General features: G+C 72.2%; 26 protein-coding genes. 15 read left to right on the forward strand and 11 right to left on the reverse strand.

Annotated elements, in window-relative coordinates; translation table 11 throughout:
- Positions 1-77: 77 nt before the first annotated feature.
- Together ACZ7DY_RS16035 and ACZ7DY_RS16040 are read left to right on the forward strand one after the other, a co-directional pair.
- On the forward strand, positions 78-2099 hold the full coding sequence (locus ACZ7DY_RS16035; RefSeq protein ID WP_471135302.1) for an oxidoreductase: 2022 nt from the start codon (positions 78-80) through the stop codon (positions 2097-2099).
- Between the two features lie 91 nt (positions 2100-2190).
- Entirely contained in the window at positions 2191-2724 is a 534-nt protein-coding gene (locus tag ACZ7DY_RS16040) for a PadR family transcriptional regulator (protein WP_471135305.1), read from the forward strand.
- 27 nt (positions 2725-2751) lie between these two features.
- Here the strand turns inward: ACZ7DY_RS16040 and ACZ7DY_RS16045 are convergent, their stop codons facing one another.
- From ACZ7DY_RS16045 to ACZ7DY_RS16060, 4 genes are all read right to left on the reverse strand, one after another.
- Positions 2752-3870, reverse strand: a complete 1119-nt coding sequence (locus ACZ7DY_RS16045; protein WP_471135307.1) for a Gfo/Idh/MocA family protein — start codon at positions 3868-3870, stop codon at positions 2752-2754.
- Positions 3867-4655: a sugar phosphate isomerase/epimerase family protein gene (locus tag ACZ7DY_RS16050; RefSeq protein ID WP_471135309.1), complete on the reverse strand. Its 789-nt coding sequence runs from the start codon at positions 4653-4655 to the stop codon at positions 3867-3869. The genes ACZ7DY_RS16045 and ACZ7DY_RS16050 overlap by 4 nt, the downstream gene beginning before the upstream one ends.
- Positions 4656-4832: 177 nt before the next feature.
- Positions 4833-5342, reverse strand: a complete 510-nt coding sequence (locus ACZ7DY_RS16055; RefSeq protein ID WP_471135312.1) for a hypothetical protein — start codon at positions 5340-5342, stop codon at positions 4833-4835.
- 176 nt (positions 5343-5518) lie between these two features.
- Entirely contained in the window at positions 5519-5980 is a 462-nt protein-coding gene (locus tag ACZ7DY_RS16060) for a nuclear transport factor 2 family protein (RefSeq protein WP_471135315.1), read from the reverse strand.
- A 148-nt stretch (positions 5981-6128) separates the two neighbouring features.
- On the opposite strand from ACZ7DY_RS16060, the gene ACZ7DY_RS16065 reads away from it, so the two are divergent.
- Positions 6129-6692 carry a PadR family transcriptional regulator gene (locus tag ACZ7DY_RS16065; RefSeq protein ID WP_471135317.1) on the forward strand — a complete coding sequence of 188 codons (564 nt, stop codon included), beginning with the start codon at positions 6129-6131 and terminating at the stop codon, positions 6690-6692.
- Here ACZ7DY_RS16065 and ACZ7DY_RS16070 read toward each other — a convergent pair.
- The 3 genes from ACZ7DY_RS16070 to ACZ7DY_RS16080 all read right to left on the reverse strand — a co-directional run bounded on the left by ACZ7DY_RS16070 (position 6678) and on the right by ACZ7DY_RS16080 (position 10700).
- The gene (locus ACZ7DY_RS16070) at positions 6678-7952 is read right to left on the reverse strand and encodes a glycosyltransferase (protein ID WP_471135320.1); all 1275 of its coding nucleotides are present in this window, start codon (positions 7950-7952) and stop codon (positions 6678-6680) included. The two genes, ACZ7DY_RS16065 and ACZ7DY_RS16070, sit on opposite strands and share 15 nt — an antisense overlap.
- Positions 7953-7993: 41 nt before the next feature.
- Positions 7994-9526, reverse strand: a complete 1533-nt coding sequence (locus tag ACZ7DY_RS16075; RefSeq protein ID WP_471135322.1) for a GMC family oxidoreductase — start codon at positions 9524-9526, stop codon at positions 7994-7996.
- Positions 9527-9704: 178 nt separating this feature from the next.
- Positions 9705-10700 carry a fibronectin type III domain-containing protein gene (locus ACZ7DY_RS16080; RefSeq protein WP_471135323.1) on the reverse strand — a complete coding sequence of 332 codons (996 nt, stop codon included), beginning with the start codon at positions 10698-10700 and terminating at the stop codon, positions 9705-9707.
- A gap of 211 nt (positions 10701-10911) precedes the next feature.
- Here ACZ7DY_RS16080 and ACZ7DY_RS16085 point away from each other — a divergent pair, with 211 nt between their 5' ends.
- Complete coding sequence (locus tag ACZ7DY_RS16085) at positions 10912-11652, forward strand: glycoside hydrolase family 75 protein (protein WP_471135325.1); 741 nt, start codon at positions 10912-10914, stop codon at positions 11650-11652.
- An 84-nt stretch (positions 11653-11736) separates the two neighbouring features.
- On the opposite strand, the gene ACZ7DY_RS16090 is transcribed toward ACZ7DY_RS16085, so the two are convergent.
- From ACZ7DY_RS16090 to dhaK, 3 genes are all read right to left on the reverse strand, one after another.
- Entirely contained in the window at positions 11737-12147 is a 411-nt protein-coding gene (locus ACZ7DY_RS16090) for a PTS-dependent dihydroxyacetone kinase phosphotransferase subunit DhaM (RefSeq protein ID WP_471135327.1), read from the reverse strand.
- On the reverse strand, positions 12140-12766 hold the full coding sequence (dhaL, locus tag ACZ7DY_RS16095; RefSeq protein ID WP_471136672.1) for a dihydroxyacetone kinase subunit DhaL: 627 nt from the start codon (positions 12764-12766) through the stop codon (positions 12140-12142). The genes ACZ7DY_RS16090 and dhaL overlap by 8 nt, the downstream gene beginning before the upstream one ends.
- Before the next feature lie 62 nt (positions 12767-12828).
- On the reverse strand, positions 12829-13821 hold the full coding sequence (dhaK, locus tag ACZ7DY_RS16100) for a dihydroxyacetone kinase subunit DhaK (RefSeq protein WP_471135330.1): 993 nt from the start codon (positions 13819-13821) through the stop codon (positions 12829-12831).
- Between the two features lie 369 nt (positions 13822-14190).
- Here dhaK and ACZ7DY_RS16105 point away from each other — a divergent pair, with 369 nt between their 5' ends.
- The 7 genes from ACZ7DY_RS16105 (at position 14191) to ACZ7DY_RS16135 (ending at position 20381) form a co-directional block, all read left to right on the forward strand.
- The gene (locus ACZ7DY_RS16105; RefSeq protein ID WP_471135332.1) at positions 14191-14670 is read left to right on the forward strand and encodes a hypothetical protein; all 480 of its coding nucleotides are present in this window, start codon (positions 14191-14193) and stop codon (positions 14668-14670) included.
- Positions 14671-14822: 152 nt separating this feature from the next.
- Entirely contained in the window at positions 14823-15371 is a 549-nt protein-coding gene (locus ACZ7DY_RS16110; RefSeq protein ID WP_471135333.1) for a hypothetical protein, read from the forward strand.
- Positions 15372-15812: 441 nt separating this feature from the next.
- On the forward strand, positions 15813-15923 hold the full coding sequence (locus tag ACZ7DY_RS16115) for a keywimysin-related RiPP (protein WP_107098009.1): 111 nt from the start codon (positions 15813-15815) through the stop codon (positions 15921-15923).
- A gap of 26 nt (positions 15924-15949) precedes the next feature.
- Positions 15950-17797, forward strand: coding sequence for a lasso peptide isopeptide bond-forming cyclase (locus ACZ7DY_RS16120; protein WP_471135336.1), 1848 nt, complete (start codon positions 15950-15952; stop codon positions 17795-17797).
- Between the two features lie 45 nt (positions 17798-17842).
- Positions 17843-18097, forward strand: a complete 255-nt coding sequence (locus tag ACZ7DY_RS16125; protein ID WP_471135339.1) for a lasso peptide biosynthesis PqqD family chaperone — start codon at positions 17843-17845, stop codon at positions 18095-18097.
- Entirely contained in the window at positions 18094-18537 is a 444-nt protein-coding gene (locus ACZ7DY_RS16130; RefSeq protein ID WP_471135341.1) for a lasso peptide biosynthesis B2 protein, read from the forward strand. Before ACZ7DY_RS16125 ends, ACZ7DY_RS16130 begins: the two co-directional genes overlap by 4 nt.
- Positions 18534-20381, forward strand: coding sequence for an ABC transporter ATP-binding protein (locus tag ACZ7DY_RS16135; protein ID WP_471135344.1), 1848 nt, complete (start codon positions 18534-18536; stop codon positions 20379-20381). Before ACZ7DY_RS16130 ends, ACZ7DY_RS16135 begins: the two co-directional genes overlap by 4 nt.
- Before the next feature lie 10 nt (positions 20382-20391).
- On the opposite strand, the gene ACZ7DY_RS16140 is transcribed toward ACZ7DY_RS16135, so the two are convergent.
- Complete coding sequence (locus tag ACZ7DY_RS16140; protein ID WP_471135346.1) at positions 20392-21243, reverse strand: GntR family transcriptional regulator; 852 nt, start codon at positions 21241-21243, stop codon at positions 20392-20394.
- A gap of 197 nt (positions 21244-21440) precedes the next feature.
- Here ACZ7DY_RS16140 and ACZ7DY_RS16145 point away from each other — a divergent pair, with 197 nt between their 5' ends.
- The 4 genes from ACZ7DY_RS16145 to ACZ7DY_RS16160 are packed head-to-tail and all read left to right on the forward strand — an operon-like array spanning position 21441 to position 26116.
- On the forward strand, positions 21441-22703 hold the full coding sequence (locus tag ACZ7DY_RS16145; RefSeq protein ID WP_471135348.1) for an extracellular solute-binding protein: 1263 nt from the start codon (positions 21441-21443) through the stop codon (positions 22701-22703).
- 12 nt (positions 22704-22715) lie between these two features.
- On the forward strand, positions 22716-23684 hold the full coding sequence (locus ACZ7DY_RS16150; protein ID WP_471135350.1) for a carbohydrate ABC transporter permease: 969 nt from the start codon (positions 22716-22718) through the stop codon (positions 23682-23684).
- On the forward strand, positions 23681-24517 hold the full coding sequence (locus tag ACZ7DY_RS16155) for a carbohydrate ABC transporter permease (protein ID WP_471135353.1): 837 nt from the start codon (positions 23681-23683) through the stop codon (positions 24515-24517). The genes ACZ7DY_RS16150 and ACZ7DY_RS16155 overlap by 4 nt, the downstream gene beginning before the upstream one ends.
- Positions 24518-24565: 48 nt before the next feature.
- Entirely contained in the window at positions 24566-26116 is a 1551-nt protein-coding gene (locus ACZ7DY_RS16160) for a beta-N-acetylhexosaminidase (RefSeq protein WP_471135356.1), read from the forward strand.
- Positions 26117-26161 lie beyond the last annotated feature (45 nt).

The raw sequence follows: 26161 nt of genomic DNA on the forward strand, positions 1-26161 counted from the left end.
GCCTTATGCAACTAGTTGCACAACGGTTCGGGGCTGGTCTACAACTGTCCTGTAGACACCGCGTACGGAGGGGCCGCATGAGCCGTTACCCGAACCTGCTGAACCCGCTCGACCTGGGCTTCACCACCCTGCCCAACCGGGTCCTGATGGGCTCCATGCACGTGGGCCTGGAAGAGGCGCCCAACGGCTTCGAGCGGATGGCGGAGTTCTACGCCACCCGCGCGCGCGGCGGCGTCGGCCTCATCGTCACCGGCGGCATCGCCCCGAACGAGGTCGGCCGCCCCTGGGACGGCGGCGCCAAGCTGACCACCGAGGCCGAGGCGAAGGAGCACGCGGCGGTCACGGCCGCCGTGCACGCCGAGGGCGGCAAGATCGCCATGCAGATCCTGCACTTCGGGCGGTACGCCTACCACGACAAGCTGGTCGCGCCGAGCCCCATCCAGGCTCCCATCAGCCCCTTCGTGCCGCGCGAGCTCACCGACGACGAGGTCGAGCAGACCATCGAGGACTTCGTGCGCGCCGCCGGGCTCGCCAAGCTCGCGGGGTACGACGGCGTCGAGGTGATGGGCTCCGAGGGATACCTGATCAACGAGTTCATCGCGGCCCCCACCAACCGGCGCACCGACCGGTGGGGCGGCGCCTACGAGAACCGCATCCGCTTCCCCGTCGAGATCGTCCGCCGCATCCGCGAACGCGTCGGCGCGGACTTCATCATCATCTACCGCCTCTCCATGCTGGACCTCGTCCCCGGCGGCTCGACCCTCGAAGAGGTCGTCCACCTCGCCAAGGAGATCGAGGCCGCGGGCGCCACCATCATCAACACCGGCATCGGCTGGCACGAGGCGCGCATCCCCACCATCGCCACGTCCGTGCCGCGCGGCGCGTACACCTTCGTCACCAAGAAGGTCATGGGCGAGGTCTCCGTCCCGCTCGTCACCACCAACCGCATCAACACCCCCGAGATCGCCGAGCAGTTGCTCGCCGACGGCGCGGCCGACATGGTCTCCCTGGCCCGCCCGCTCCTCGCCGACCCCGACTTCGTCGCCAAGGCCAAGGCCGAGCAGGCCGAGGCCATCAACACCTGCATCGGCTGCAACCAGGCCTGCCTGGACCACACCTTCAACCTCCAGATCACCTCCTGCCTGGTCAACCCGCGCGCCTGCCACGAGACCGAGCTCGTGCTCTCGCCGACCCGCGCCAAGAAGCGCGTCGCCGTCGTCGGCGCGGGCCCGGCCGGGCTCGCCCTCGCCGTCTCGGCCGCCGAGCGCGGCCACGACGTCACCCTCTTCGACGCGGCCGCCGAGATCGGCGGGCAGCTCAACGTCGCCCGCAAGATCCCCGGCAAGGAGGAGTTCGACGAGACGCTGCGCTACTTCCGCACCCAGCTCGAACTGCGCGGTGTCGACGTCCGGTTGAACACCGTCGTCACCGCGGACGAGCTCGCCGCGGCCGCGTACGACGAGGTCGTCGTCGCCGCGGGCGTCATGCCCCGCACCCCCGACATCCCCGGCATCGACCACCCCAGCGTCGTCGGCTACCTCGACGTGCTGCGCGACGAGGCACCCGTCGGGGAGCGGGTCGCGATCATCGGTGCGGGCGGCATCGGCTTCGACGTCGCCGAGTTCCTCACCGACGGCGGCGAGAAGGCGAGCCTCGACCCGGCGACCTACTTCCGGCAGTGGGGCGTCGACATGGACTACCGCGGGCGCGGCGGTCTGACCGAGCCGGTACGGCCCACGCCGCCGCGCACCGTCCACCTGCTGCAGCGCAAGACGTCCAAGGTGGGCCAGGGCCTCGGCAAGACCACCGGCTGGATCCACCGCACGGAGCTGCGCCACCGGGGCGTCGCCATGGTCGCCGGCGTGAGCTACGACCTGATCGACGACGCCGGCCTGCACATCACCGTGGACGGCGAGTCGTCCGTGCTCCCGGTCGACACGATCGTGCTCTGCTCCGGCCAGGAACCGCGCCGCGACCTGTACGAGGAGCTCCTCGCGGCCGGGGTCGACGCGCACCTCATCGGCGGCGCCGACGTGGCCGCCGAACTCGACGCCAAGCGCGCCATCAAGCAGGGCACGGAGCTGGCCGCCGCGCTGTGAGCCGGGGACCGCGCGGCCCCGCCCCGGGCCGCGCGGCCGCCCCCGCTCCGGGCCCCGCCCCGCGCTCCGGCGCCGTCCCTAGGATTGCCCCATGTCACTGCCGCACGCGATCCTCACCGCGCTCCTGGAAAAGCCGTCGTCGGGCCTGGAACTGACCCGCAGGTTCGACAAGTCGATCGGCTACTTCTGGTCGGCCACGCACCAGCAGATCTACCGCGAGCTGGGCAAGCTGGAGCGCGACGGGGCGATCCGCGCCCTGCCGCGGCAGGGTGGCACCCGCGGCCAGAAGAAGGAGTACGAGGTCCTGCCGGCGGGCCGCGCCGAACTGGCCCGCTGGACGGCGGCGAGCCAGGACCCGAAGCCACTGCGCGACACCCTCCTGCTGCGGCTGCGCGCCGCTGCGGTCGTCGGCACCGAGGGAATCCACGAGGACCTGCACCGCCACCTCGACCTCCACCGGCGGCAGTTGGCCGAGTACGAGGAGATCGAGCGCCGCGACTTCCCACCCGGCAAGGACACCGTCGAGGACCGCCTGCGCCACGTGGTGCTGCGCGCGGGCATCGACCTGGAGACGTTCTGGACACAGTGGCTGACCCGAACCCTCGAGGAACTGGAGGCGCCGTGACCTCACGCGCCGGCCCGGCGCCGGGCCCTAGCCGAGCGTCGCCTCCTCCGGGTTCCAGTCGGGCGGCAGTGGTTCCGGTGGCACCAGTTGGGTGGGCAGGGAGAGGAACTCCGAGCGTCGTGCCGAGTGCGTGATCGCCGTCATCGTCTGCAGGACGTGCAGCGCCAGCGCGCCCGACGCCCGGTGGGCCCCGCCGCCGCGCAGGGCGCGCGCCATGTCGACCACGCCGAGGCCGCGTCCGTCGGTCCGTCCCCGTACGGGCAGTTCCCGCCACTCGTCGGCGCCGCTCGGCAGCACCTTCAGCGGCCCGCCGAAGGTGTTCGGGTCGGGGACCGCGAGGGTGCCCTCGGTGCCGGTGATCTCGAAGTGGACGCGGCGCAGTGCCGAGTCGAAGCTAAACGTGGAGGCGGCGCGCGGGCCCGCGGCGAAGCCGATGAGCGACGAGACATGCGTCGGTACGTCGACGGGGAACCGCTGGCCCGCCTTCGGTCCCGAGCCGACGACGCGCTCCTCGCGTGCGCGTGCCGAGGTCGCCGCCACCTCGGCCACGCTGCCGAACAGGGCGACCAGCGACGTCAGGTAGTAGGGCCCGAGGTCGAAGAGCGGTCCCGCGCCCGGCTGGTAGAAGAACGCCGGGTCGGGGTGCCACGCCTCGGGGCCGGGGCCCTGCGTCACGGTGTGGACCGCCACGGGTGTGCCGATGTGCCCGGCCGCGACGGCCCGCAGCGCGGACTGCAGCCCGGCGCCGAGGAACGTGTCCGGCGCGTTGCCCACCCGCAGCCCCCGCTCCGACGCCTCGGCGAGCAGCTTCTCCGCCTCGGCGGGCGCCAGCGTGATGGGTTTCTCGCCGTAGACGTGCTTCCCGGCGCGCAGGGCGGCCGCCGCGACCTGCGCGTGTGCCGCGGGCACGGTGAGGTTGACGACGAGTTCGACCTCGGGCAGGGCCAGGATCGCCGCGGGGCCGCCGGAGACGGGTATGCCGTGGGTGCGGGCCACGGCGGCGGCCCGCCCCTCGTCGAGGTCGGCGACGGCGAGCACCCGGACGTCCGGGAACCGGCTCAGCGTCCGCAGATACTCGGCGCTGATGACGCCCGCGCCGATGACGGCGACACCGACGGGGCCCGCGCCCCGAGCGGCCGTGGTCACGCCGACTCCAGGGCGGCGAGGTAGGTGCGGCTGGCCGCGAGCTCGTCGAAGAGGGTGTCCGAGTCGCCCGCACACGCGTCGAACTCGACGATCCGCCAGGCGTCCGGCGGCGCGGCGGCGAGGATCTCCGGCACGGGCATGGTGCCGCCGCCGACCGCGACGTTCGGGTCTTCCTTGGTGCCCGGCCCGTCCTTGAGGTGCAGCGCCCGCACCCGGTCGCCGAGGCGGCGCAGCAGCCCGGGGACCTCGGCGCCACCGACCGCCGCCCAGTAGGTGTCGACCTCCAGGAACACGGCGGGGTCGAGGAGTTCGGCGAGTACGTCGATGGCATGGAGCCCGTCCTCGCCGTCCTTCGCGCGGACGCCGTCGGGGGTGAAGCGGGGCTCGATCTCCCACCAGTGGTTGTGGTAGCCGATGTGGACGCCGTGCCGTTCGGCGGTGGCGGCAAGGGAGTTGAGTCGGTCGGCGGTCCGCGCGAGCCCGTCGCGCGAGGTGAACTCCTCGGGCAGGATGCCCGCGGGGACGATCGCGAGGTCCGTGCCGAGGGTGGCGACCACGTCGAGGACGAATCCGGGCTCGGGGCCCAGCAGTTGCGGGGCGTGGGCGCCGGAGACGGTGAGCCCGAAGTCGTCGACGATCCGCCGCAGCCCCTGCGGGTCGCCGAGCACGTCGTACGCCTCCACGGCGCCGTATCCCAGAGCGGCGAGGCGGCGCAGCGTCTCCTCTCGGTCGGCGAGGAGCTGATCGCGCACGGTGTAGAGCTGCACGCTGAGCGGTCGTGACATGAACGCGCCCTCCCTGTCGGCTGGGAGGACGGTAAGGCGGTTCGCGGGGGCGGGCAAGGGTGCGTGGCAGGGCCGGACAAGGGTGTGGGGTAGGCGCGCGGCTGCCGTCCACCCTCGTCGTCGACGGGTGGACGGCAGCCGGTGGTGCCGTTTCCGGCCGCCGCGGGCGGCCGGCGATCAGGAACGGCCGGCGGCTCCGCGGCGCCGCAGGTACCAGGCACCGCCGCCGGCCGCCGCGACGGCCACCAGGGCCCCGCCTGCGACGAGCGTGAGCTGGCCCCGGTCCTCGGATCCGCCCCCGAGCCCTCCGCGCACGCCGCGCGAGGGCGCGGTCGTCGAGGAGGCCGTCGGCCCGGCGCCGACGGTGACGGTCTTCGGACCGGCTGACGTGCCGTCCTTGCAGGCCACGAGCACCGTGTAGGTACCGGCGCCGATGTTGTGCCAGGTCGCCGTGCCGTTGGTCAGCTCCATCTGCCGGCCTCCGGCGAAGCTGGCGCTGGAGCCGCCCATCAGCGAGGCCGTGCCGCCGTCGGTGCCGCACGCCGTGGTGGTGGCCGTGACGGTGGACCCCGTGGCGGTGACGGTCAGGTCACCGGCCGCGGACGCCGACGGGGCGCCCAGGACCAGCGGCAGCGCGGCGGCCACGGCGGTCAGGCCGGTACGGACGCATATCTGAGTAGTACGCATGAGTCTGCCCTCCGGTGACACGGGAGGCGGTACAACCCATGCGCCGCCGAGAGTCGGGGATCGCCCGTGCTACCTGACGAAGAGCCAACGTGGCGTGAGCGGGGAGCGCATGCGGACGGCCGCCGGGCAGGTGACGGAATCCTTCGTCCGGCGCAGGAGGCCGCTCCCGGCGACGCTCACCGAGGGGCAGGGGCAGGGGCAGGGGCGGGGGCAGGGGCAGGGGCGAGGCCGTCGGCGACGAGCCCCTCGTACACCGCCTGCCCGAGGGCCTGCACGGCGGAGTGCGGGCGGACCATCACGGTGAACTCCTTGATCCGGCCGTCCTCGTCGAAGTGCAGCAGGTCGATGCCGTGGATCTCCTTGCCGTTCACGGTGGCGCGGAAGACCAGCACGTCCGAATCGGCCTCGCTGCCGTCGACGCTGGTCTGCGCCGCGCCGGTGTGCCCGCCGACGTACCGGAAGTCCTCGAACGTCCGCAGCAGGACACCGAAGAGCCCCAGCACCATGGGACGGCCGTCGAAGGGCGTGAACTTCACCGGGCTGTAGAGGCGCACGTCCGGGGTGAAGAGCTCCTCCAGGGCGTCGAGGTCGCGCCGCTCGACGACGGCGCGGAAGCGCGCGGCGGTGGGGTGAGTCATGGTTCCTCCCGAGGTTCCGACGGCGGCACACGACGCCACCGCAGTCTCATGGTCATGTAGTCATGAATCTAAATAGTCACGAATCTGACTAGTCACATTCATGACTATGATGAGGGGAAGAGGCGGCGAAAGGGAAGGGGATCCGGCGATGGCCCTGCGACACGCGGTGCTGGCGGCGCTGCTTGACGGCGAGTACAGCGGCTACCAACTGGCCAAGGGCTTCGACATCGGCGTGGCCAACTTCTGGCACGCGCTGCCCCAGCAGCTCTACGCCGAACTGGCCAGGCTGGAGACTGAAGGTCTCGTCACCGGGCGCGAGGTGGTCCAGGAAGGCCGCCCCAACAAGCGCCTGTTCAAGGTCACCGATGAAGGCCTCGCCGAGATGGAGCGGTTCGCCGCCCGCGCCGCGAAGCCCTCCTTCATCCGCGACGACCTGCTGGTCAAGGTGCAGGCCGTCGACGGCGTCGCCGTCGCGCCGGTCATCGAACAGCTCACGGAGCGCGCCGCGGTCGCCGACGCGAAGATCGAGGTCCTGGAGAAGTTCCTGCTGCGGCTGCGGGGAGAGACGGACGAGGAGGAATTCCTGCGCACCGGCGAACGCGTCGGCCCCTATCTGACGTGTCTGCGCGGGCTCGCCTTCGAGCGGGAATCCCGCGACTGGTGCCGCCGTGCGGCCACGCTCCTGACCGAGCGGGCCTCAGCCGTCTCCTAGCGGTCCGCGTGGCCACCGCCGGCCGAGGTCTTCGACGGTCTCGACGACCCGCCGGGTGCCGTCCTCCCGGGAGAGGACCTCGGCGATGTCGCGGGCCCGCGTGCGCAGGGCGGGGCTGTGGACGGCCGCGGTGATCGCCTGGGCCAGGCCGTGCGCGGTGAGGCGCTGGAAGCGCAGCGGGCGCGGCGCGACCCCCAGGGCGTGCAGGCGGTTGGCCCAGAAGTGCTGGTCCAGTTGGACCGGTACGGGGACGGACGGGGTGCCGGCGCGCAGTCCCGCCGCGGTGGTGCCGGCGCCGGCGTGGTGGACGACGGCGGCCGTCCGCGGGAAGAGCCAGGAGTGCGGGACCTCCCGTACGGTGATCAGGTCGTCGTTCTCGGCGTGCAGCCCGCTCCACCCCGCCTGGATGATGCCGCGCACCTTCGCGCGCCGCATGGCGTCGGCGAGCAGGGAGCTCAGCCGCTCGGCATCGGCGGTGACGAAGCTGCCGAAGCCCGCGAAGACCGGTGGCGGGCCCGCGTCGAGGAAGTCCAGGAGCCGCGCGTCCGGCCGCCAGCCGGGCGCGGGCTCGGGCCACCAGTAGCCGCACACCGCGTGCCGGGCGGGCCAGTCGGTGGGCCGGGGTACGATCCGCGGACTGAAGCCGTGCAGGACGTGGCGTCCGCGCGGCAGGCCGAGCGGTCCGCTGAACGTCCGCCGGGGCAGGCCGAGTTCGCGGCGCAGCTCTTTGACGGCGGGGGCGAAGATCCGCTCGCTGCCGAGCCACAGGGCGTGCGTGGCAAGGCGGTTGCCCCACGGGCCCAGGGAGCGGGCTCCGGTGATCATCGGGGGGTAGGCGCCGGAGGGGTGGACCGGCTGGAGGTAGACCCCTGCGCTCGGCAGCCGCAGCGCCTCGCCGAGCGCCGCGCACATGGGGTCGGTCACCGTGGAACTCAGTACGACATCGGTGCCCTCGCGGACGGCGTCCGCGACACCGGCGGCGAGTCCCGGCATGAACACCCTTGCCATCCGCATCAGTTGCGCGAGGGCCACGGGCGGGCTGACCGCCTTGGCCAGCCCTTGGCCGACCCGCGAGGCCAGCTCCTGCCGCGGGTCGACGGGCAGGGGCCGGAAGCCGAGGCCGTGGACGGTCACCGCCTGCCGGAACCGTTCGTGCGTGGCCAGGAAAACCTCGTGCCCCGCCGCGCGCAACCGCACGCCGAGGCCGGTGTACGGGGCGACGTCGCCCCAGCTTCCCGCGGTCACGATGAGTACGCGCACCGCGCCAGAATGTCAGACGGCGTGGCACCGATGCGCGTGTGTCAGGCGGTCGGCGCGCCTTGACGGCGGATCAGGTCCGCCGCCTTCTCCGCGATCATGAGGGTCGCCGCGTTGGTGTTGACCGAGACGATGACCGGCATCACCGAGGCGTCCACCACCCGCAGGCCCCGCAGACCGTGCACGGTCAGGTCGGGGGCCACGACGGCGTCGGGCCCGACGCCCATCGCGCAGGTGCCCACCGGATGGAAGTACGGCCCCACGGCTGCGGCGAGGTAGTCGCGCAGCGCGGACTCGCCGGTGATACCGCCCCCGGGGAGCACCTCGCGCCCGCGCCACGGCGCGAAGGGAGGGGCCGCCGCGATCTCCCGTGCCGTCTCGATCCCCCGCAGCATGCGCCGGACGTCCGACTCCCGGCCCAGGTAGTCGGGGTCGATCAGCGGCGGGGTCTGTGGATCGGGTCCGGCCAGCCGTATCGAGCCGCGGCTCTCCGGGACGGTCGCCACCGCGAGGGTGTAGCCGTTGGCGGGGACCGGCATGGTCGGCGGGTGGTACGGCACGTGGATGAAGAGCAGCTGCATGTCCGGGCCGGGCGCCGAGGCGTCACTGCGCCAGGACAGGGAGGTCTCGGCGAGGCTGGTCTGCGGCGGGGGCAGAGGGCGGCCGGCCTCGTGGACGACAGGGCACAGCGGATGGTCGTGGAGGTTGCGGCCGACGCCGGGGAGATCGTGGCGGACGGTTATGCCCGCGTCGCGCAGCTCGTCGGCGGGGCCGATGCCCGAGAGCAGCAGGAGCCGGGGGGAGTCGACCGCCCCGCAGCTGACGATCACCTCGGCCGTGGCGCGGACGGTGTGCCGGCGGCCGGCACGCAGGATCTCCACACCGGTGCAGCGGTCGCCTTCGAGGAGCAGGCGCAGGGCACGGGTGTCGGTCGAGACGGTGAGGTGGGGCCTGCCGGCGCGGACCGGGTGGAGATAGGCGTGCGCGGCGGACTGGCGCCGGCCGCCGGAGATGTTCAAGTCGTGCCAGCCGACGCCTTCTTGGGTACCGGCGTTGAAGTCGTCGGTCCTCGGGTGCCCGACCGCGGCCGCGGCGTCGACGAAGGCCTCGGAGAGGGGGTGGCCGCCGTGCTCGGCGGTCTCCGGGCGCAACGGCCCGTCGGTGCCGCGGAACTTCGGGTCCTTGCCGTGGACGGTCTCCATCCGACGGAAGTACGGCAGTGCCGCGTCGAACCCCCATCCCGTGCAGCCCAGCGCCTCCCAGCGGTCGTAGTCGCCGCGGTGTCCCCGCAGGTGGATGAGGCCGTTGACGGCGCTCGACCCGCCCAGCGTCCGTCCCCGGGGGAAGGCCCGCGCGGTGCGGGCGGCACTCGTCTGGCGGACGGTGGTGTAGGCGTAGTCGACCTCGGAGCCCTGGAGCGTGGGCCAGGCCGTGGGGATCGCGAGCTCCGGCTTGACGTCCTCGCCGCCCGCCTCGATCAGCAGGACCCGGCTCTGCCCGTCCTCGGACAGCCGGGCCGCCATCACGCAGCCGGCCGACCCGGCTCCCACCACGATGTAGTCCCACTCTTCGGACACCGTCTGCCTCTTCCCTGCCGATCGCCGTCAACTGGCGTGCGGGGTAAGCCAGTTGAGAGGTATCGATTCTGACGGAGAGTGGCCGCTCAGGCCCCGGGAATCACGGAAGTCGACTCACGTCTCTTTGGGGCCGGGCGTTGGGTGCCGGGTGCCGGGTGCCGGCGATAAGGGCAGTGGCTCAGCCCGTCGTGACCGTGCGCTCTGCCGAGTAACCGCCCCACGTGCCGTCGGGCAGCTTCGCGCGGATCCGGATCCGGTGCCGCTCCCCGGCCTTCCTGCCGATGTAGAAGCTGTGCCGGGCCTCGTCCCGCGGCGCCGTGCCGCCGAAGACGAGCGAGGTGGCGGTGCGGCCGTCCAGCTGGATCTGGTACTCCGCGACGGCACCCCCGGTGCGCGGCGGCGTCCAGGACAGGTCGATGTAGTACGCGCCGTCCGCGCGGTGCGTCTTCGCGCGGAAGCCGGTGGGGGCGGTGCCGCGTCCGGATCCCTTGCCGTCCGCGGTGGTCAGGCGGACCGCGGGGCTGGCGGGGGAGAAGTTGTCGGCCGCGTCGCGCGCCTTGACCGTGAAGGTGTAGCGCGTCCCCGGCCGCAACCCGGTGACCAGCGTCGCGGTCTGCCCGCCGCCCACACTGTGGATCTTCGATCCGCCCTGGTAGATCTCGTACGAGGCCACGCGCCTGTCGTCCGAGGACTTCTTCCAGGAGAGCATCGCGGAGCTGCTCCCCGCGGCCCGGCCCGTCAGGCGCGCGGGACGGGTCGGGGGCGCGTGGTCGGCCGCGGCGGCCGCGGGCATCGTCACCGTGAGCCGCTTGCCGGCCTCGCTGAGGTTCCCGGCGGCGTCGCGGGCGCGGACGGTGAACGCGTACGTGGCGGACGCCTTGAGGCCGACGACGTCCACCATGTGCTCGTCGGCCGGTACCTCCTTCACCTTCTCGGCGTCGCGGTACACCGCGTACCCGGTGACTTCCCTGTCGTCGGTGGCCTGGTTCCACATGACGTGGGCGGTGGTGGCGCTGCCCGCCTCCACGGTGAGGCCACGGGGTGCCGCCGGGGGAGTGGTGTCCTTCGTGTCCCCGCCGCCCCAGGCGCAGCCGCCGAGGACGGTGGCCGCGGTCACGGCCGTCAGCAGGGCGAGCGGGGCGGGGAGGTGGGGGGTCCGGGGGGTCCGTCGCACGGCGCTGCCTTCCAGTCGACGGCATTGGTACGGACCTATTTGACACAGGTGACGGGAGCACATCAAGGGGTGGGGCGTGCGCCGTCCGGACCCTGATCGGCGTAAGGGGCATATGAAGGGCCCCAAAATGGCATATCTGCCCTATAAGCCATGCCTCTCCTCTCGGTCATCCCTCCCCCCTCTCCTCATCTCCCCGTGAATGGTTCCTCTCGTGCGCAACAGAACGGCCGTCCTGGCCGCTACCGTCGGTGCCGCTCTGCTGGCCCCCTCCTCGTATCTCGTCGTGGCGCAGCGGGCGTCGGCCGAGGCGGAGAACAACCAGCCCCGGAACACCGCGAGTTCGGCGAACCTGGTCCGCGTCAGCGAGGGCTCGGTGTCGGCCGCCGAGCTGCTGGCGGGCACCGGGGAGTGCAAGGAGATCTCGCACGGCAGGTACCGCACCGACGACGAGGCCCCCGCGGACGTGCCCGTGTGCGAGGCGCGGGACGCCGTCTTCTGGAAGGCCGACATGGACATCGACTGCGACGGACGGCCCGGCAAGGCGTGCAACCCCGGGACGGACCCGCTGTTCCGTCCCGCCACCGCCTACCAGGAGTCCGACGGCCGCCAGCTCGACGCGGAACACCTGCCCTACGTCGTCGTGCCCGGCCCGAGCGACCGCTGGAACCACACCGAGCACGGCATCACGGGCGGCACGGTCGTCGCCGTCGTCCACCAGGGCAACGTCCAGTACGCGGTCGTCGGCGACACCGGGCCCACCGAACTCATCGGCGAGGCCTCGTACGCGACGGCGGCCGGGCTCGGCATCCGTGCCGACCCGCGCACGGGCGGCGCGGCCTCCGACGTCACGTACATCTTCTTCAAGAACTCGAAGGCCGTCCCCATCGAGGACCACCGGGCCGCCGTCACCCAGGGCGACGCGCTGGCCCGCCGCTTCGTGGGCCGCAAGTAGGGGTGGGCGCGTGTGAAGGGAGAGGGGAGGGTGACGGATTGTGGCGGCCGCCGGGAGTGGCGTCACTTCACCCGGACGTACCCCTCAGACCCTGCGGTAGGTGTACGCCTCCGTCGCCGCCGCCTCGACCGCCGCGAGGTCGGCGCCCGCCGACGCGGTGACCACCGCCGCCACCGCGCCCTCCACGAAGGGAGCGTCCAACAGGCGTGTGCCGTCCGGGAGTTCGTCGCCTTCGGCGATCATCGCCTTCACCGTGAGGACCGCGCTGCCGAGGTCGGCGAGGATCGCCACGCCCGCGCCCCGGTCCACCCGCCCGGCCGCCGTGGAGATCAGCTCCGCGCTGGTGCCGAGCCCGCCGTCCGGAGTCCCGCCCGCGGCGGCCACGGGAGCGGTGGTCCCGCCTCCCGCGAGTCCCGTGGCGAGCGCGGCGACCGCTTCGGCCACCGGGCCGCTGTGCGACACGAGGACGATGCCGACCGGCCGCCCTTCAGCCACGGCCCGCCTCCCCCGCGCCGCCGCTCTCCGCGACCTGTGCCAGCGCCTCGAAGAGCAGAGCGGAGGAGGTCGCGCCCGGATCCTGGTGGCCGATGCTCCGCTCGCCCAGGTAACTGGCGCGGCCCTTGCGCGCCTGGAGCGGCACCGTGGCCAGGGCGCCCTGGAGGGCGGCCTCCCTCGCCGCGCCGAAGGAGTGGTCGAGCGCGTCGAGCGCGGGGACGAGCGCGTCCAGCATCGTCTTGTCGCCGGGCGCGGCCCCGCCGAGCGCTGCCACGGCGTCGACGCCGGTACGCAGCGCCTCGGCGAATGCCGGCAGGTCGACCTCGGCGGCCTCCCCGAGCGCCTTCCCGGTGCGGCGCAGCAGCGTGCCGTAGAGCGGCCCCGAGGCGCCGCCGACCGTCGAGATCAACTGGCGGCCCGCCAGGGTGAGGACGGCACCCGGCGTGGCCGGGGCCTCCTTCTCCAGGGCGGCCACGACCGCGGTGAACCCGCGCCGCAGGTTGCTGCCGTGGTCGGCGTCGCCGATGGGCGAGTCCAGCTCCGTGAGTCGATCCGCGTCACGGTCGACGACGGCGGCGGTCGCCGTCAGCCAGCGGCGGAAGAAGTCGGCGTCGAGCACGAGGTCTCCTGGTGTCGTGGTGGTGGTGACGTCGGGCCGGGAGGGGTGGAGCGGCCGGGGGTTCACGCACCCCAGCGCAGCGCGGGAGTGCGGACCGGCGCGTCCCACAACCTGAGGAGCTCCTCATCGACCTGACACAACGTCACGGAGGCGCCGGCCATGTCCAGGGACGTCACGTAATTGCCGACGAGCGTGCGCGCCACGGGGACGCCGCGCTCGACGAGCACCCGCTGCACCTCGGCGTTGAAGCCGTACAGCTCCAACAGGGGAGTACCACCCATGCCGTTGACGAGCAGCAGGACCGGATTGCGCGGATCGAGATCCTCCAGCACGGCGTTCACCGCGAAGTCGGCGATCTCGCGAGAGGTCATCATGGGGCGCCGCTCCCGCCCCGGCTCGCCGTGGATGCCCACCCCCAACTCCAGCTCGCCCGGCGGGAGATCGAAGGTGGGGCCGCCCTTGGCGGGCGTGCTGCACGCGCTGAGCGCGACGCCGAAGCTGCGGGCGTTCGCGTTGACCCGGCGGGCGATGGCCTCGACCCGCTCCAACGGCATGCCCGCGTCGGCCGCGGCCCCGGCCAGCTTCTCCACGAAGAGGGTCGCGCCGGTGCCGCGCCGCCCGGCGGTGTACAGGCTGTCGGTGACCGACACGTCGTCGTCGACGAGCACCTTCGCCACCTGGATGCCCTCGTCCTCGGCGAGCTCCGCGGCCATGTCGAAGTTGAGGACGTCACCCGTGTAGTTCTTCACGACGAAGAGCACGCCCGCACCGCTGTCGACGGCGGCGGCCGCGCGCACCATCTGGTCCGGCACGGGCGAGGTGAACACCTCTCCCGGACAGGCGGCCGACAGCATCCCCGGCCCCACGAACCCGCCGTGCAACGGCTCGTGCCCGGATCCGCCACCCGACACCAGGGCGACCTTGCCGTCGACGGGGGCGTCCCGGCGGACGATCACACGGTTCTCGACGTCGATCGTCAGCTCCGGGTGCGCGGCGGCCATCCCCCGCAGCGCGTCGGCGACCACGGTCTCGGCGACGTTGATCAGCATCTTCACGGGCGTCTCCTGGGAAGGTCGTCTGCGAGGTGCCGGAGGCCGACCCGCAGATCCGCACGGCGCGCGCAACGTTACGCTTCGCAAGTCGCCGCGAAAATGGGGGAGTTACCGATGAGACGTCATGCGCGAGGTGCGGTCTTACGAGTCGGCGGGGTGGCTGCGGCGGTACTTGTCGTCTCGGGATGCTCAAGTGACGCGAGCGATCAGAAGGCCGCCCCTCGGGTCTCCGCGAGCGCGACGAGTAGTCCCTCTCAGGACGATGAAGACCCCCTGGTCGCGGACGGAGTACCCACTCTCCGTGGCCTGCAGGCCGCGCTCCCGACAGCACGGGAACTGCCCTCGGGCTGGCGCCTGTCCGGTTCGGACTTCGTGGGCTGGCGCGACGACGCGGCTTCCATCGAAGCCACCTACGGCACTGTCTGCGGGGCCACTCCTCAGGAGGCCGCCGAGCGCAATACCCACGCGTACTCGATGAACAAGAGTGCCGGTAACGGGGCGCGGGGGAGTGGCGCCTACTTCGCGCTGACTGTGCCCATGGGCTCCGGGGGGACGGGCGGCAGACCCACGCGGGATGGACGCATAGCGGCCGCCCGGGAGAACCTCGAACTCGACCGGGCTCTGTACTCCTGCTACGACCCGACCGATGCCGACGTCGGCGACGGACGCGGTCTCAGCTTCAAGAGCGCGCGATTCGAGCACATCATCGTGCGGGTGGGTGCCGTCGAGGTGTCGGTCAACGCCCCTCGGGACGGTAAGAGCCCGACCGCTGAGTCCTGGGCGCGCGTGCTGGAACAGCGGCTCCGGTCGGTCACGGCCGGCAGGACGCCCACAGCACGCATTACGCCGTGACCGGGAAGGCCGATGATCGAACCCCTGCCGCGCCCCTTCGGGGACGCGACGCCCGCTTCGTTGTCCGGTTCTCGCCCGTGACGTGAGGGCCGATGTCCGTAGGCTCGGCAGCACCGGGTTTGCCTGCTCTACGAGTAGCCCAGGGGGTTGGCGTGCTGTACGCATTCGCCTTCGAGCGGGTCGGCGTCGTGGTGAGCGATCTCTACTTCCTCAACCCGAAGCCGCTGCACGGGCAGGAGACCCCCGAGCGTGGCGTACGGCTGGAGCTACGGGTCTTCGAGAGCGGCGAGTTGCCGGGTTCCATCTACGCGGCACGTCCCATCGCCATCGGCCGCCCGCTCTGGCGGGTGGATCTCCTCCAGGACGCGAACGCGGCCCCGAACACCTTCGACCGCACCCACCACCACCCGAACATCGTCGGATGGGAACCCGGCCCGCGGACCTTCGTCGAGGAGTTGTCCGAGGACCCGCTGCTCTGGTTGTCCGACAAGTTCACCCACCTCCCCGGCCTGCTGAAGGAGGCCGGCATCGCCGCGGACGAGATCTCCGCGGCGGACGCGGAGAGCCTGCGCGATGCGACGCCCGAGATCGTGGGGACCATCCGCCGGATGCTGGAGCGGGTCTGGGCCGGCGAGCTCGGACAGCCAAAGGGCGACATCGGCTCGGGAACGGTGACCGGCATGAGGGCCGGCTGGCTCTAGGACGCCTCTCACGCTCCTCCTCTCCCTCAGCCCCCTCGTCAGCCCCCGGCGAAGAGCGTCGTGCCGTCGGGGCCGTGGGCCTCCGGTTTCGATGCGGTAGCCGGCCATGGCGGAACGGTAATCAGGGCCGGGCCCGGTACGGCGCAGGCCGGTCCGACAGGGGGCCGCCATTCCGTTTGAGCAGCTGACTCCGACGTCATTGCAGAAGATTCCGCGATAATCGACATTTTGCAGTGATACTGGTTGAAACGTTTTTCTTAATTCTCCATATTGTCGTATTTATGCAGGTGGCCTTGTCATGCGCTCCGGTTGTGCACATAGCTAGGTGCTGCGACCACTTCCTCGCCCCGGGGTTCCCGATGAGTCCTGGGCAGGTCGACGGAGCCCCGCGCGCCGTCGGCCGGGGGAGGTGGCGCCCATCCTCCGACCAGAGGAGAAGTCATGAAGAAGGCCTACGAAGCACCGGCACTCGTCCGGCTCGGGACATTCCGGAAGAAGACCGGGCTGCTGCAGCGGTCCGGAAACGACCGGCTCATCCTGAGCAAGAACTGACGACCGACGGTCCTTGACCCGACGTCATGACTGAAGCGCACGAGAGTGCGGGGACGGGCCCCGGCGACGCGCATTTCGCGGTCTTCACCGACCGCGAGGACGCGGCCGCCGTGGCCCGGTCCTTCACCCACCCCGGAACCCGCGAAACCCGTGTCCTCGAACACCCGTCGGGCCGGCCATGGCTCGTGGGGCAGTGGGACGACCAGGAGATCGTCACGGCACGCGCCGGACGCACCGCACTGGCCGTCGTCGGCTGCTGCCCCGTCGACGCCGCCGAACTGGAGGCCAGGGCAGGGCGGTTGCGCGACCTGGCGGAGCTGGACGCGCTGGCCCGCTCCCTGCCCGGCAGCTTCCACCTCGTGGCCGCCCTGGACGGCCGGCTCAGGGTGCAGGGCACCGCGTCCGGGCTCCGGCTGGTCTTCCACGCCGCCGTGGACGGCGTGCGGGTGGCCGCCACCCGCGCCGACGTCCTCGCCGCCGCGCTGGGCCACGACCCCGACGAGGAGCAGCTCGCCGTCCGGCTGCTGTGGCCGGTGCCCTATCCGCTCTCCGAGACGTCCCTGTGGCGTGCCGTCACCGCCGTACCGCCGCAGGACGCGCTGATCGTCGCCGCGGACGGGCGAACCGTACGCCACACGCGGTGGTGGACCCCGCCGGAGCCGGTCCGCACGCTCGCCGACGGCGCCCCGCTGGTCCGCGAGGCACTCGTCGCGGCCGTCGACGCCCGCACCCGGCAAGGCGGTGTGGTCAGCTGCGACCTGTCCGGCGGCCTGGACTCCACCTCCATCTGCTTCCTGGCCGACCGGTCGCCCGCCCACGTGGTGGCCAGCACGTGGCCCGGGCGCGACCCCGCCGACACCGACCTGCACTGGGCGAAGCAGGCGACGAAGCACCTGCCGGACGTCGAGCACGTGGTGTGGGACGCCGACGCCTCACCGCTGGTCTACGACGATCTGCTGGGCATCGACGACCTGCTGGACGAACCGACCATCGGCGTCATGGACCGTTCGAGGGTCCTGCACCACCTGCCGGCCATGGCGGAACGCGGCAGCCGACTGCATCTCACGGGCATCGGCGGCGACCACGTGGCCTGGTGCTCCGAGGCGTACTACCACCGACTGGCGCGCACCCGCCCGCTGTTCGCGCTCCGGCAGCTGCGCGGCTTCCGGGCCCTGTGGCAGTGGCCGCTCGGCGCCACGGCGCGCGCCCTCGCCGACTCACGCCCCTACGGCAGGTGCCTCGCCGACGCCGCAGGACAGCTTCGCCAACCGCTCCCCGCCACCGCCACCACCAGCCTCGGCTGGGGCATGCCCCCACGCCTCTTCGACTGGGTCACCCCCGACGCCGAACACATGGTGCGGCGCGCCCTGCGAGAAGCCGCCGCGACGGCCACGCCGCTGCACCCGGACCGCGGCCTGCACACCGACCTGGAACAGATCCGCTCCTGCACACGCATCATCCGCCAGTGGGACCGGATGGCGGCCCGCGCCGGCGTACCGATGGCATCACCGTTCCTCGACGACCGGGTCATCGAGGCGTGCCTCGCGATCCGGCCGGACGAACGCGTCACGCCCTGGGCGTACAAGCCCGTCCTCACCGCCGCGATGCGCGGCATCGTGCCCGAGAGCTGCCTGCGGCGCACCACCAAGGCGGCCGCCGCCATGGACGCGGCCAACGGCCTGCGACGGCACCGCGCCGACCTGCTGGCCCTGTGGGAGGACTCCCGGCTGGAACGGCTCGGCCTGGTCGACGGTGACGCGCTGCGTCACCTCGCGCAGCGGCCCTCCGCCCCCGGGCTGCGCGACGCCATCCTCTACTCCACCATCGCCGCCGAGGTATGGCTGCGTGGCCTGTCCCCCGCACGCGCCCGTTGAGCCCCACCCGCCAGGCCCGCCACCGGAGAAAGGCAGTCACCCACCATGGCATTGCGGTTCGGCCCCGAGGTCTCCACCACGGAGACCGACTACGGCACCGTCCTTCTGGACCAGCGCAGCGGTAACTACTGGGAGCTCAACCCCACCGGGACCCTGGTCGTGAAGACCCTCCTCAAGGGCGGTGACGAAACGGCGGCGGTCGACGCGCTCGTCACGGAATTCGCCATCGGCCGGGACCGCGCGGAGCAGGACGTCACGGCACTCGTGCGGGAACTCCGCGAGTCGGGGCTGGCCTCGTGACGACACCGAGCGCCCTGGAACGGCCCACCGGCGTCCCCTTCACCCGGCGGCTCGCCGCCCGCCTCGTGCTGCTCCCGGCCGTCGCCCTCTCGTTCCTGCCCCCGCGCCGGATCCGTGCCGTCCTGGATGTCGTACGCCGCGGCGCCGCGCCGGCCACCGCCGCACAGGCCAGGAGCGCCCGGGACGCGATGTGCGCGGTCAGCCTGGTCTGCGCGGGGCCGAAAGGCTGCCTGCCTCGCTCGCTTGGCGCCGCCCTGCTGTGCCGGCTGACGGGCAGTTGGGCCACGTGGTGCACCGGGGCGAGCGTGGTGCCGCCCTTCAACGCACACGCGTGGATCGAGGCGGAGGGCCGCCCCATCGGTGAAGACGTGCCCGACGACTACTTCGCGCGGCTGCTCGCGGTGGAGCCGGCGACGGCGAACCGGCCGCCCCGCCGATGACGGGCTCCCAGGCGCGGGAGGAGAAGCCCGCCACGAAGACCCCGGACCGTTCGACACGGGCCGCGGTGGCCACCATGTACCGGCTCACCACCGGGCACCGGACCTCCGTCGTCGTGGCCACCGTGCTCACCCTCGTCGGCTCCGCCCTCGGGCTTGCCCAGCCCCTCGTCGCCAAACAGATCGTGGACGCGAGCGGCCACGGGCGGGCGTACTGGCCACTGCTGCTCCTCCTTGCCGTGCTGTTCGTCAGCGAGGCGGCCACCGGCGCCATCGGCCGCTTCGTCCTGGAACGCATGGGCGAAAGAGTCGTACGACAGCTCCGCCACGGCCTGGTCGCGCGACTGCTGCGGCTGGAGATGCGGGAGTACGACCGGCACCGCACCGGCGACCTGATCTCCCGCGTGACCACCGACACCACCCTGCTGCGTGAGGTGGTCTCGCAGGCCCTCGTCGACCTCGTCACGGGAGCCCTCGTCGCGGCCGGCGCGATCGCCCTCATGATGTGGATCGACCCGCTGCTGCTGGCCCTGGTCGCCCTCACCGTGGCCACCGCGGCCGCCGTCGTGGCCTCGCTCCTGAAGGGCATCCGTGCCGCGTCGGAGCACATGCAGACCTCCGTCGGCGCCGTCGCCGCCGACCTCGAGCGCGCGCTCGGCGCCCTGCCCATGGTCCGCGTCCACCGGGCCGAGGACCGCGAAGCCCAACGCATCGGTGAGCGCGTCGAGTCCGCCTACGACGCGGGCGTGCGGACCGCGAAACTCGCGTCCGTGATGAGCCCGGCCGTCGAACTCGCCGTCCAGGGCTCCTTCTTGCTCGTCCTGGTCATCGGCGGCCTGCGCGTCACCGGCCACGCCAACTCCCTCGGCGACCTCGTGGCCTTCCTGCTCTACGCCTCCTACCTCGTCCTGCCCCTGTCCTCGGTCTTCCGCGCAGTCGGCCTGATCCAGCGCGGCATGGGCGCCTACCAGCGCATCGACGAAGCCCTGCGCCTGCCCGCGGAGCCCGCACCGGCCGGACGGCCGTCCGTACGGGCCCGTACGAGCGAGGCCGCGCCGGACGAGCCACCCGCACTCGAACTGCGGGACCTCACCTTCGGCTACGACCCCGGCCGGCCGGTCCTGCGCGGTGTCACCTTCTCCGTGCCCCACCGGCGCCAGACGGCCCTCGTCGGCCGGTCGGGTGCCGGAAAGAGCACGATCTTCGCGCTGGTGGCCAGGTTCTACGAACCGGACTCCGGAACCCTGCTCTTCGACGGGCGGCCCGCCACCGAACTGACCCGAGCGGAGTGCCGCGCGCGGATCGCCGTCGTCGACCAGAACACCCACGTCGTCCACGGCACCCTGCGCGACAACATCACCTACGCCGTGCCCGACGCCACCGACGCCGAGGTGCGGCGCGTCATCGAGCTGGCGCGACTCGACCATGTCGTACGGAGGTTGAGCGGCGGCCTGAACGGAATGCTCGGCGACCGCGGCAACACCCTCTCGGGAGGTGAGCGCCAGCGCGTCGCCCTGGCCCGCGCCCTGCTCGCCCGCCCCGCACTGCTCCTGCTCGACGAGCCCACCTCCCACCTCGACGCCATCAACGAGACGGCGCTCACCACGGTGATGAAGGACGTCGCTCAGGAGTGCGCCCTGCTGGTGATCGCGCACCGGCTCTCCACCGTCCAGCACGCCGACCGCATCGTCGTGCTGGACAACGGCCGCACGACCGCCCACGGACGCCACGAGGAACTGCTCGGCGCCAGCCCCCTCTACCGCGAACTGGCCGCCGGACAGATCCTCCGCCCGGCCGCCGCGCACCCCTTGCCCGCGAGGACGGCCCACACCCACCCATCGCCCTGAGCGCGCCCTCTCAGGGTGCCTGTTGTACGTCGCCCCGGGTGGAGGAGGCGACGGTGTCGCGGTGGGCGAAGTCGCCGGGCGGGATGCCGGGGTGGTGGCCGGGCAGGGGCTCCGCGGTGGTCGCGGCGGGGCCGAGGGTGAGGCGGGAGACGATGCGGTAGCGGTCGCCCCGGTAGAGGGAGTGCACGTACTCGACGGGTTGCCCCGCCGTGTCCGAGGTGAGGCGTTCGAAGAGCAGCGCGGGTGACAGCTCCGGCACGTCGAGGAGCTCGGCCTCGGCGCGGGTGACCACCGTCGGCTCGATGGCCTGCACGGCTTCGCGTACGTAAACGTCGTGGCGTTCGCGCAGATGCTCGTAGAGGTCGCCGCTCTCCAGTTCCTGCGCGCTGAGTCCGGGGACGAGGTCGGCGCGGATGTGCAGGTGTTCGATGGCCATCGGGGTGCCGTCGACGAGCCGGAGCCTCGCCACGTAGACGATCTCCGCGGCGGGTGAGAGGCGCAGCTTGCGGCCGACGCGGGCGCCCGCCGGGATGGTGGTGAACTCCAGGAGCCTGCTGGACCAGGCTCCTGCGGCGGGCGGGACCGACAGGGCCTGCTCGCGGGAGACGAGTTCCTGGGTGATCTTCTGCGGGGCGACGAACATGCCGCGCCCGTGTTCGCGTACGAGAAGACCCGCGGCGACCAGTTCGTCGACGGCGGCGCGCAGGGTGGGCCGGGACACGCCGAGGTCCGCGCAGAGGGCGCGCTCGGAGGGGATGGGGTCACCGGGCCGCTGCGACTCGATGAGTTCGAGGAGGTGGTCGCGCACCCGCTCCCGCTTGAGCACCGCTCCCGGTGCCTTCCTGCGCGTGTCGGCAGTCACCGAACGAACCCCCTTGCCCCGTACGACCAGTTGCCTGACCAGTTGACCACAAGGGTGCGGAGATCGACAACCGACCGACAACTCACCAGCATTTACCGGGGGGTTGACGCTTGGATTGGTCCATGCCACCTTTCTCCATCACCAGAGGTCACCTGACCAGTTCGGAACTGGTCAGGTCCGATGCCCAGAGGTGACCCGTGAAGCTCCGCTTGCTCGCCGGCCTGTCCGCGTTCGTCGCGGCCGCCGGTCTCAGTGCCTGCAGTTCGTCCGGATCCGGCGACGGGGTCTCCGGTGACGGCGGGCGGACCGCCCTCGACGTGTGGCTGATGCGCGACAGCGTCTCGGCCGCCTTCCAGAAGGAGTTCGAGAAAGGTTTCGAGGCCGCGCATCCCGACATCGACGTACGGGTGCAGATCCAGGAGTGGGACGGCATCGGCGAGAAGGTCACCGCCGCGCTCGCCAGTAACGACGCGCCCGACGTCATCGAGACCGGGAACACGCAGGTCGCCCAGCTCGCCCAGAGCGGCGGCCTGCTCGATCTGAGCGACAAGGTCGACGACCTCGGCGGCAAGCACTGGCTGAAGGGCCTCGCCGAACCGGGCGCGTACGAGGGCAAGCAGTACGGCATCCCTTTCTACGCGGCGAACCGCGTCGTCGTCTACCGCACCGACCTGTTCGAGAAGGCGGGCATCGACGCCGACGCGATCAAGACCCGCGACCAGTGGATCGCCGCCACCAGGAAGCTCGACAAGGACGGCCGGCAGGGCATCTATCTCCCCGGCCAGAACTGGTACACCCTCTCGGGCTTCATCTGGGACGAGGGCGGCGACCTCGCCACCGAGTCCGACGGGACCTGGCGAGGTGCCCTCGACACCCCCGAGGCGCTGCGCGGCATGGCCTTCTACAAGAAGCTCCAGGCGCTCGGCAAGGGCCCCAAGGACTCCGACGAGGCGCAGCCGCCCCAGGCCGAGGTGATGGCCAAGGGGGAGGTGGCCCAGATCATCAACACGCCCGGTGGCGCCAACGTCGTCGCGCAGAACAACCCGGAGCTGAAGGGCAAGTTGGGGTTCTTCCCGATCCCGGGGAAGACGGCCGACAAGCCGGGCGCGGTGTTCACCGGCGGCTCCGACCTGGTGATCCCCGCCGTCGCCGGACACCACGACGCCGCGTACGCCTTCGTCAAGGCGCTCACGGGCGACGTCTGGCAGAAGAAGCTCGCCGTCGCCATGAGCTACGTGCCCAACAGGACGACCCTCGCCGGTGCCGTCGCAGAGGACCCCGGCGCCTCGGCGATGGCGGTGGGCGCGGCCGTCGGCCATGCCACGCCGAACACGCCGGGCTGGGCGGCCGTCGAGGCCAAGAACCCCGTGAAGGACTACATGACGGCCGTCCTGACCGGCGGAGATCCCGCGCGGGAGGCCGAGAAGGCGTCCGACGCGATCACCGCGGCGATGAAGTAGGGAGCGGGTGTCGTGTCGGTCGTCCGCGAACGGACCGAGCCCCGTCGCCTCACCCGGCCGCCCCGGCGCCCGGCGCGTCCCCCGCGTCGCGGGACGACGTCCGGCGTCTGGCCGTACCTCCTGGTGGCGCCCGCCGTCCTCGGCATGCTGTATCTGCTGCTCTATCCGCTGGGGCGCGCCGTCCTCATCTCGTTCCAGGACTTCGGACTGCGCGAACTGATCCTGGGTGACGCGCGGTTCACCGGCTTCGACAACTACACGACGCTGCTCTCCGACCCCCGTTTCTGGACGGTGGTGCGCCGTACGTTCGCCTTCAGCGCGGTCTGTGTCGTCTCGATCATGGTTCTTTCGACGCTGGTGGCGCTCATGGTGGAGCGGCTCGGCAGGTTCTGGCGGGCCGCGGTGCTCAGCGCGCTCGTGCTCGCCTGGGCGATGCCGGTCGTGGCGGCGACGACGGTGTTCCAGTGGCTGTTCCACTCGGAGTTCGGGATCGTCAACCATGCGCTGACCGGCCTGGGGTTCACGTCGTTCGAGGGGTATCCGTGGCTGGCGCATGGCCCGGCGGCCTTCACGATCCTGGTGCTGCTCGTGGTGTGGCAGTCGGTGCCGTTCGCCGCGATCACGCTGTACTCGGCGCTCACCACCGTGCCGGCCGAGCTGTGCGAGGCCGCGCGCATCGACGGGGCTTCGGGGGCGCGCGTCTTCCGTTCGGTGACGCTGCCCATCGTCCGCCCGATCTTCATGCTGGTCCTGTCACTCGAGGTGATCTGGACATTCAAGGCGTTCGTGCAGATCTGGGTGATGACGCGTGGCGGTCCCGGGGACGCGACGACGATCCTGCCGGTGTACGCGGTGCAGACGGCCCTGTCCGGCCAGCACTACGACCTGGGTTCGGCGGCCTCGATGGTGACCGTGCTGCTGATGTCGGGCGTCCTCGTCCTCTACTTCCGGCAGATGTTCCGACAGGAGGCCGAGCTGTGACCACCTCGCGCACACTGCGCCGTCTGCCCCTGCACCTCGGCGCGGCGTTCACGGTGCTCGTGTGCCTCTTCCCGGTGTACTGGATGGTCACCACGTCGTTCAAACCGTCCCGTGACATCCAGTCCGACGACCCGCAACTCCTGCCGCGCAGCTGGACGTTGGGCCACTTCCGGCGGGCGATCGAGGCGGACGGCTTTGGTCTGTTCTGGCGCAACAGCGTGCTCGTCACGCTCGGCGCGGTGCTCCTCGCCCTGGTCGTGGCGCTGGGCGCGTCGTTCGCGGTGGCCCGGATGCGGTGGCGGGGGCGGCGGCAGTTCATGCTGATGGTGTTCATCGCGCAGATGGCGCCGTGGGAGTCGCTGATCATTCCCGTGTACATCATCGCGCGGGACACCGACATGCTGGACCGGCTGCCGACGCTGACCCTCGTCTACTTCATGATGACGCTGCCGTTCACCGTCGTCGTCCTGCGCGGCTTCATCGCGACGATCCCGCCCGAGCTGGAGGAGTCGGCACAGGTCGACGGGTGTACGCGGCTCGGGGCGTTCCGGCACGTGGCGTTCCCGCTGCTCGCGCCAGGACTGATGGCGACCTCGCTGTTCGGCTACATCACGGCGTGGAACGAGTTCGCGTACGCCAACTTCCTGATCATCAAGCAGCAGGACCACCGGACGCTGCCGGTGTGGCTCTCCTCGTTCCAGAACACGTTCGGCACCGACTGGGGCGCCACGACGGCCGCCTCCACGCTGTTCGCGCTGCCCGCGCTCGCCGTTTTCCTGCTGCTGCAACGGCAGGTGACGTCGGGGTTCGCGGCCGGTGCCGTGAAGGGCTGAATCCGCCCGCAGTCCAGGACCGACCCGTCCGCCTCTGGAGGCCCCGCCGTGCCCGCACCCCGCCCCTCCCTCGTCCCCCTGCCCACCCAACTCTCCTGGCGTCCCGGCCACTTCACCCTGGGCGGCCACACCGCCGTACGCGTCTCCCCGGGCGCGGAACCCGCGGCCGCGCTGCTTCGCACCCTGCTCGCCCCTGCGACCGGGCTACGGTTGCCGGCCTCACCCGACGGGCCGCTCGTCCTCGCGCTCGACCCGCAGCTGCGCGGCCTGGGCGAGGAGGGGTACGGCCTCACCGTCGGACCGGACGCACTGCTCCTGCGCGCCGCCCACCTCACCGGACTGCTCCGGGGCGTCCAGACCCTCCGACAGCTCCTGCCGCCCGAGGCCCTCGCGGGACGGCCCCGGCTCGGCACGCCGTGGCAGCTGCCCTGCGTGGAGATCACCGACGTCCCGTCCCACGCCTGGCGCGGCTTCATGCTGGACGTCGCACGCCACTTCCAGCCGGCCGCGCAGCTGCGCAGATACGTCGACCTGCTCGCCCTGCACAAGCTCAACGTCCTGCATCTGCACCTCACCGACGACCAGGGGTGGCGGATGCCCGTCGCCGCGTACCCCCGGCTCACCGAAGTGGGCGGCCGCCGCACGCAGTCGATGGTGGGACCGGACGGCAGCACGGTCCACGACGGCGTCCCCCACCAAGGCGCGTACACCCGGGCCGAGTTGACGGGCCTCGTCTCGTACGCCGCCGCGCGGGGCGTGACCGTCGTCCCGGAGGTGGAGATGCCGGGCCACACCCGGGCCGCCCTCGCCGCCCACCCGGAACTCGGCAACAACCCCACCCGGCAGCTGGACGTGTGGACCGACTGGGGCGTCTGCGACACCGTCCTCGCCGTCGACGAGCCGGTGCTCGACTTCTGCCGCGCCGTCCTCGACGAGGTCCTGGAAGTCTTCCCCTCTGCGCACATCCACATCGGGGGCGACGAGTGCCCCACCACGGAGTGGGCGGCGAGCCCGGCGGCGCGCGCCCGGGCCGCCGCCGAGGGCCTGCCGGACACCGCCGCGCTGCGGGGCTGGTTCCTCGGCCGCGTCGGGGCGCACCTCGTCGAACGCGGGCGCGTCCCGACCGCGTGGGCGGAGAACGGTGAAGGGCTGCCGCCGGAGTTCACCGTCATGACGTGGCGCGACCCCGAGCACACCCGTCTCGCCCTGAAGCGGGGCCACCGGGTCATCAGCTGCCACCACCGGGCCGCCTACCTCGACTACGCCCAGTCGGCCGACCCCGCCGAGCCGCAGGCGCAGCCGGGGCCCGTGGTCGACCTGCGGGCGGTGCACGACCACGAGCCGCCGGACGACACGGCGACAGCCGGTGAACTCCTCGGCATCCAGGCACAGTTGTGGACCGAGTTCGCGCCCACCGCGGACCACGTCGACCGGCTCGCCTTCCCCCGCCTCTGCGCACTCGCCGACCGCGCCTGGCACGGCGCCGCACCCTGGCCCGGCGTGCACGTCCGGCTGCGCGAGCACACCGCCCGGCTCACCGCGCTGGGCGTGCGGCACGGCCCACTCGATCCATGCGTCCCCCACCCCGACCGTCCCTGACACGTCCCCCTCCCCACCGTCCCGAAGAGGGACGGGCATGAGAAA

Source organism: Streptomyces sp. NPDC037013 (assembly GCF_055607265.1).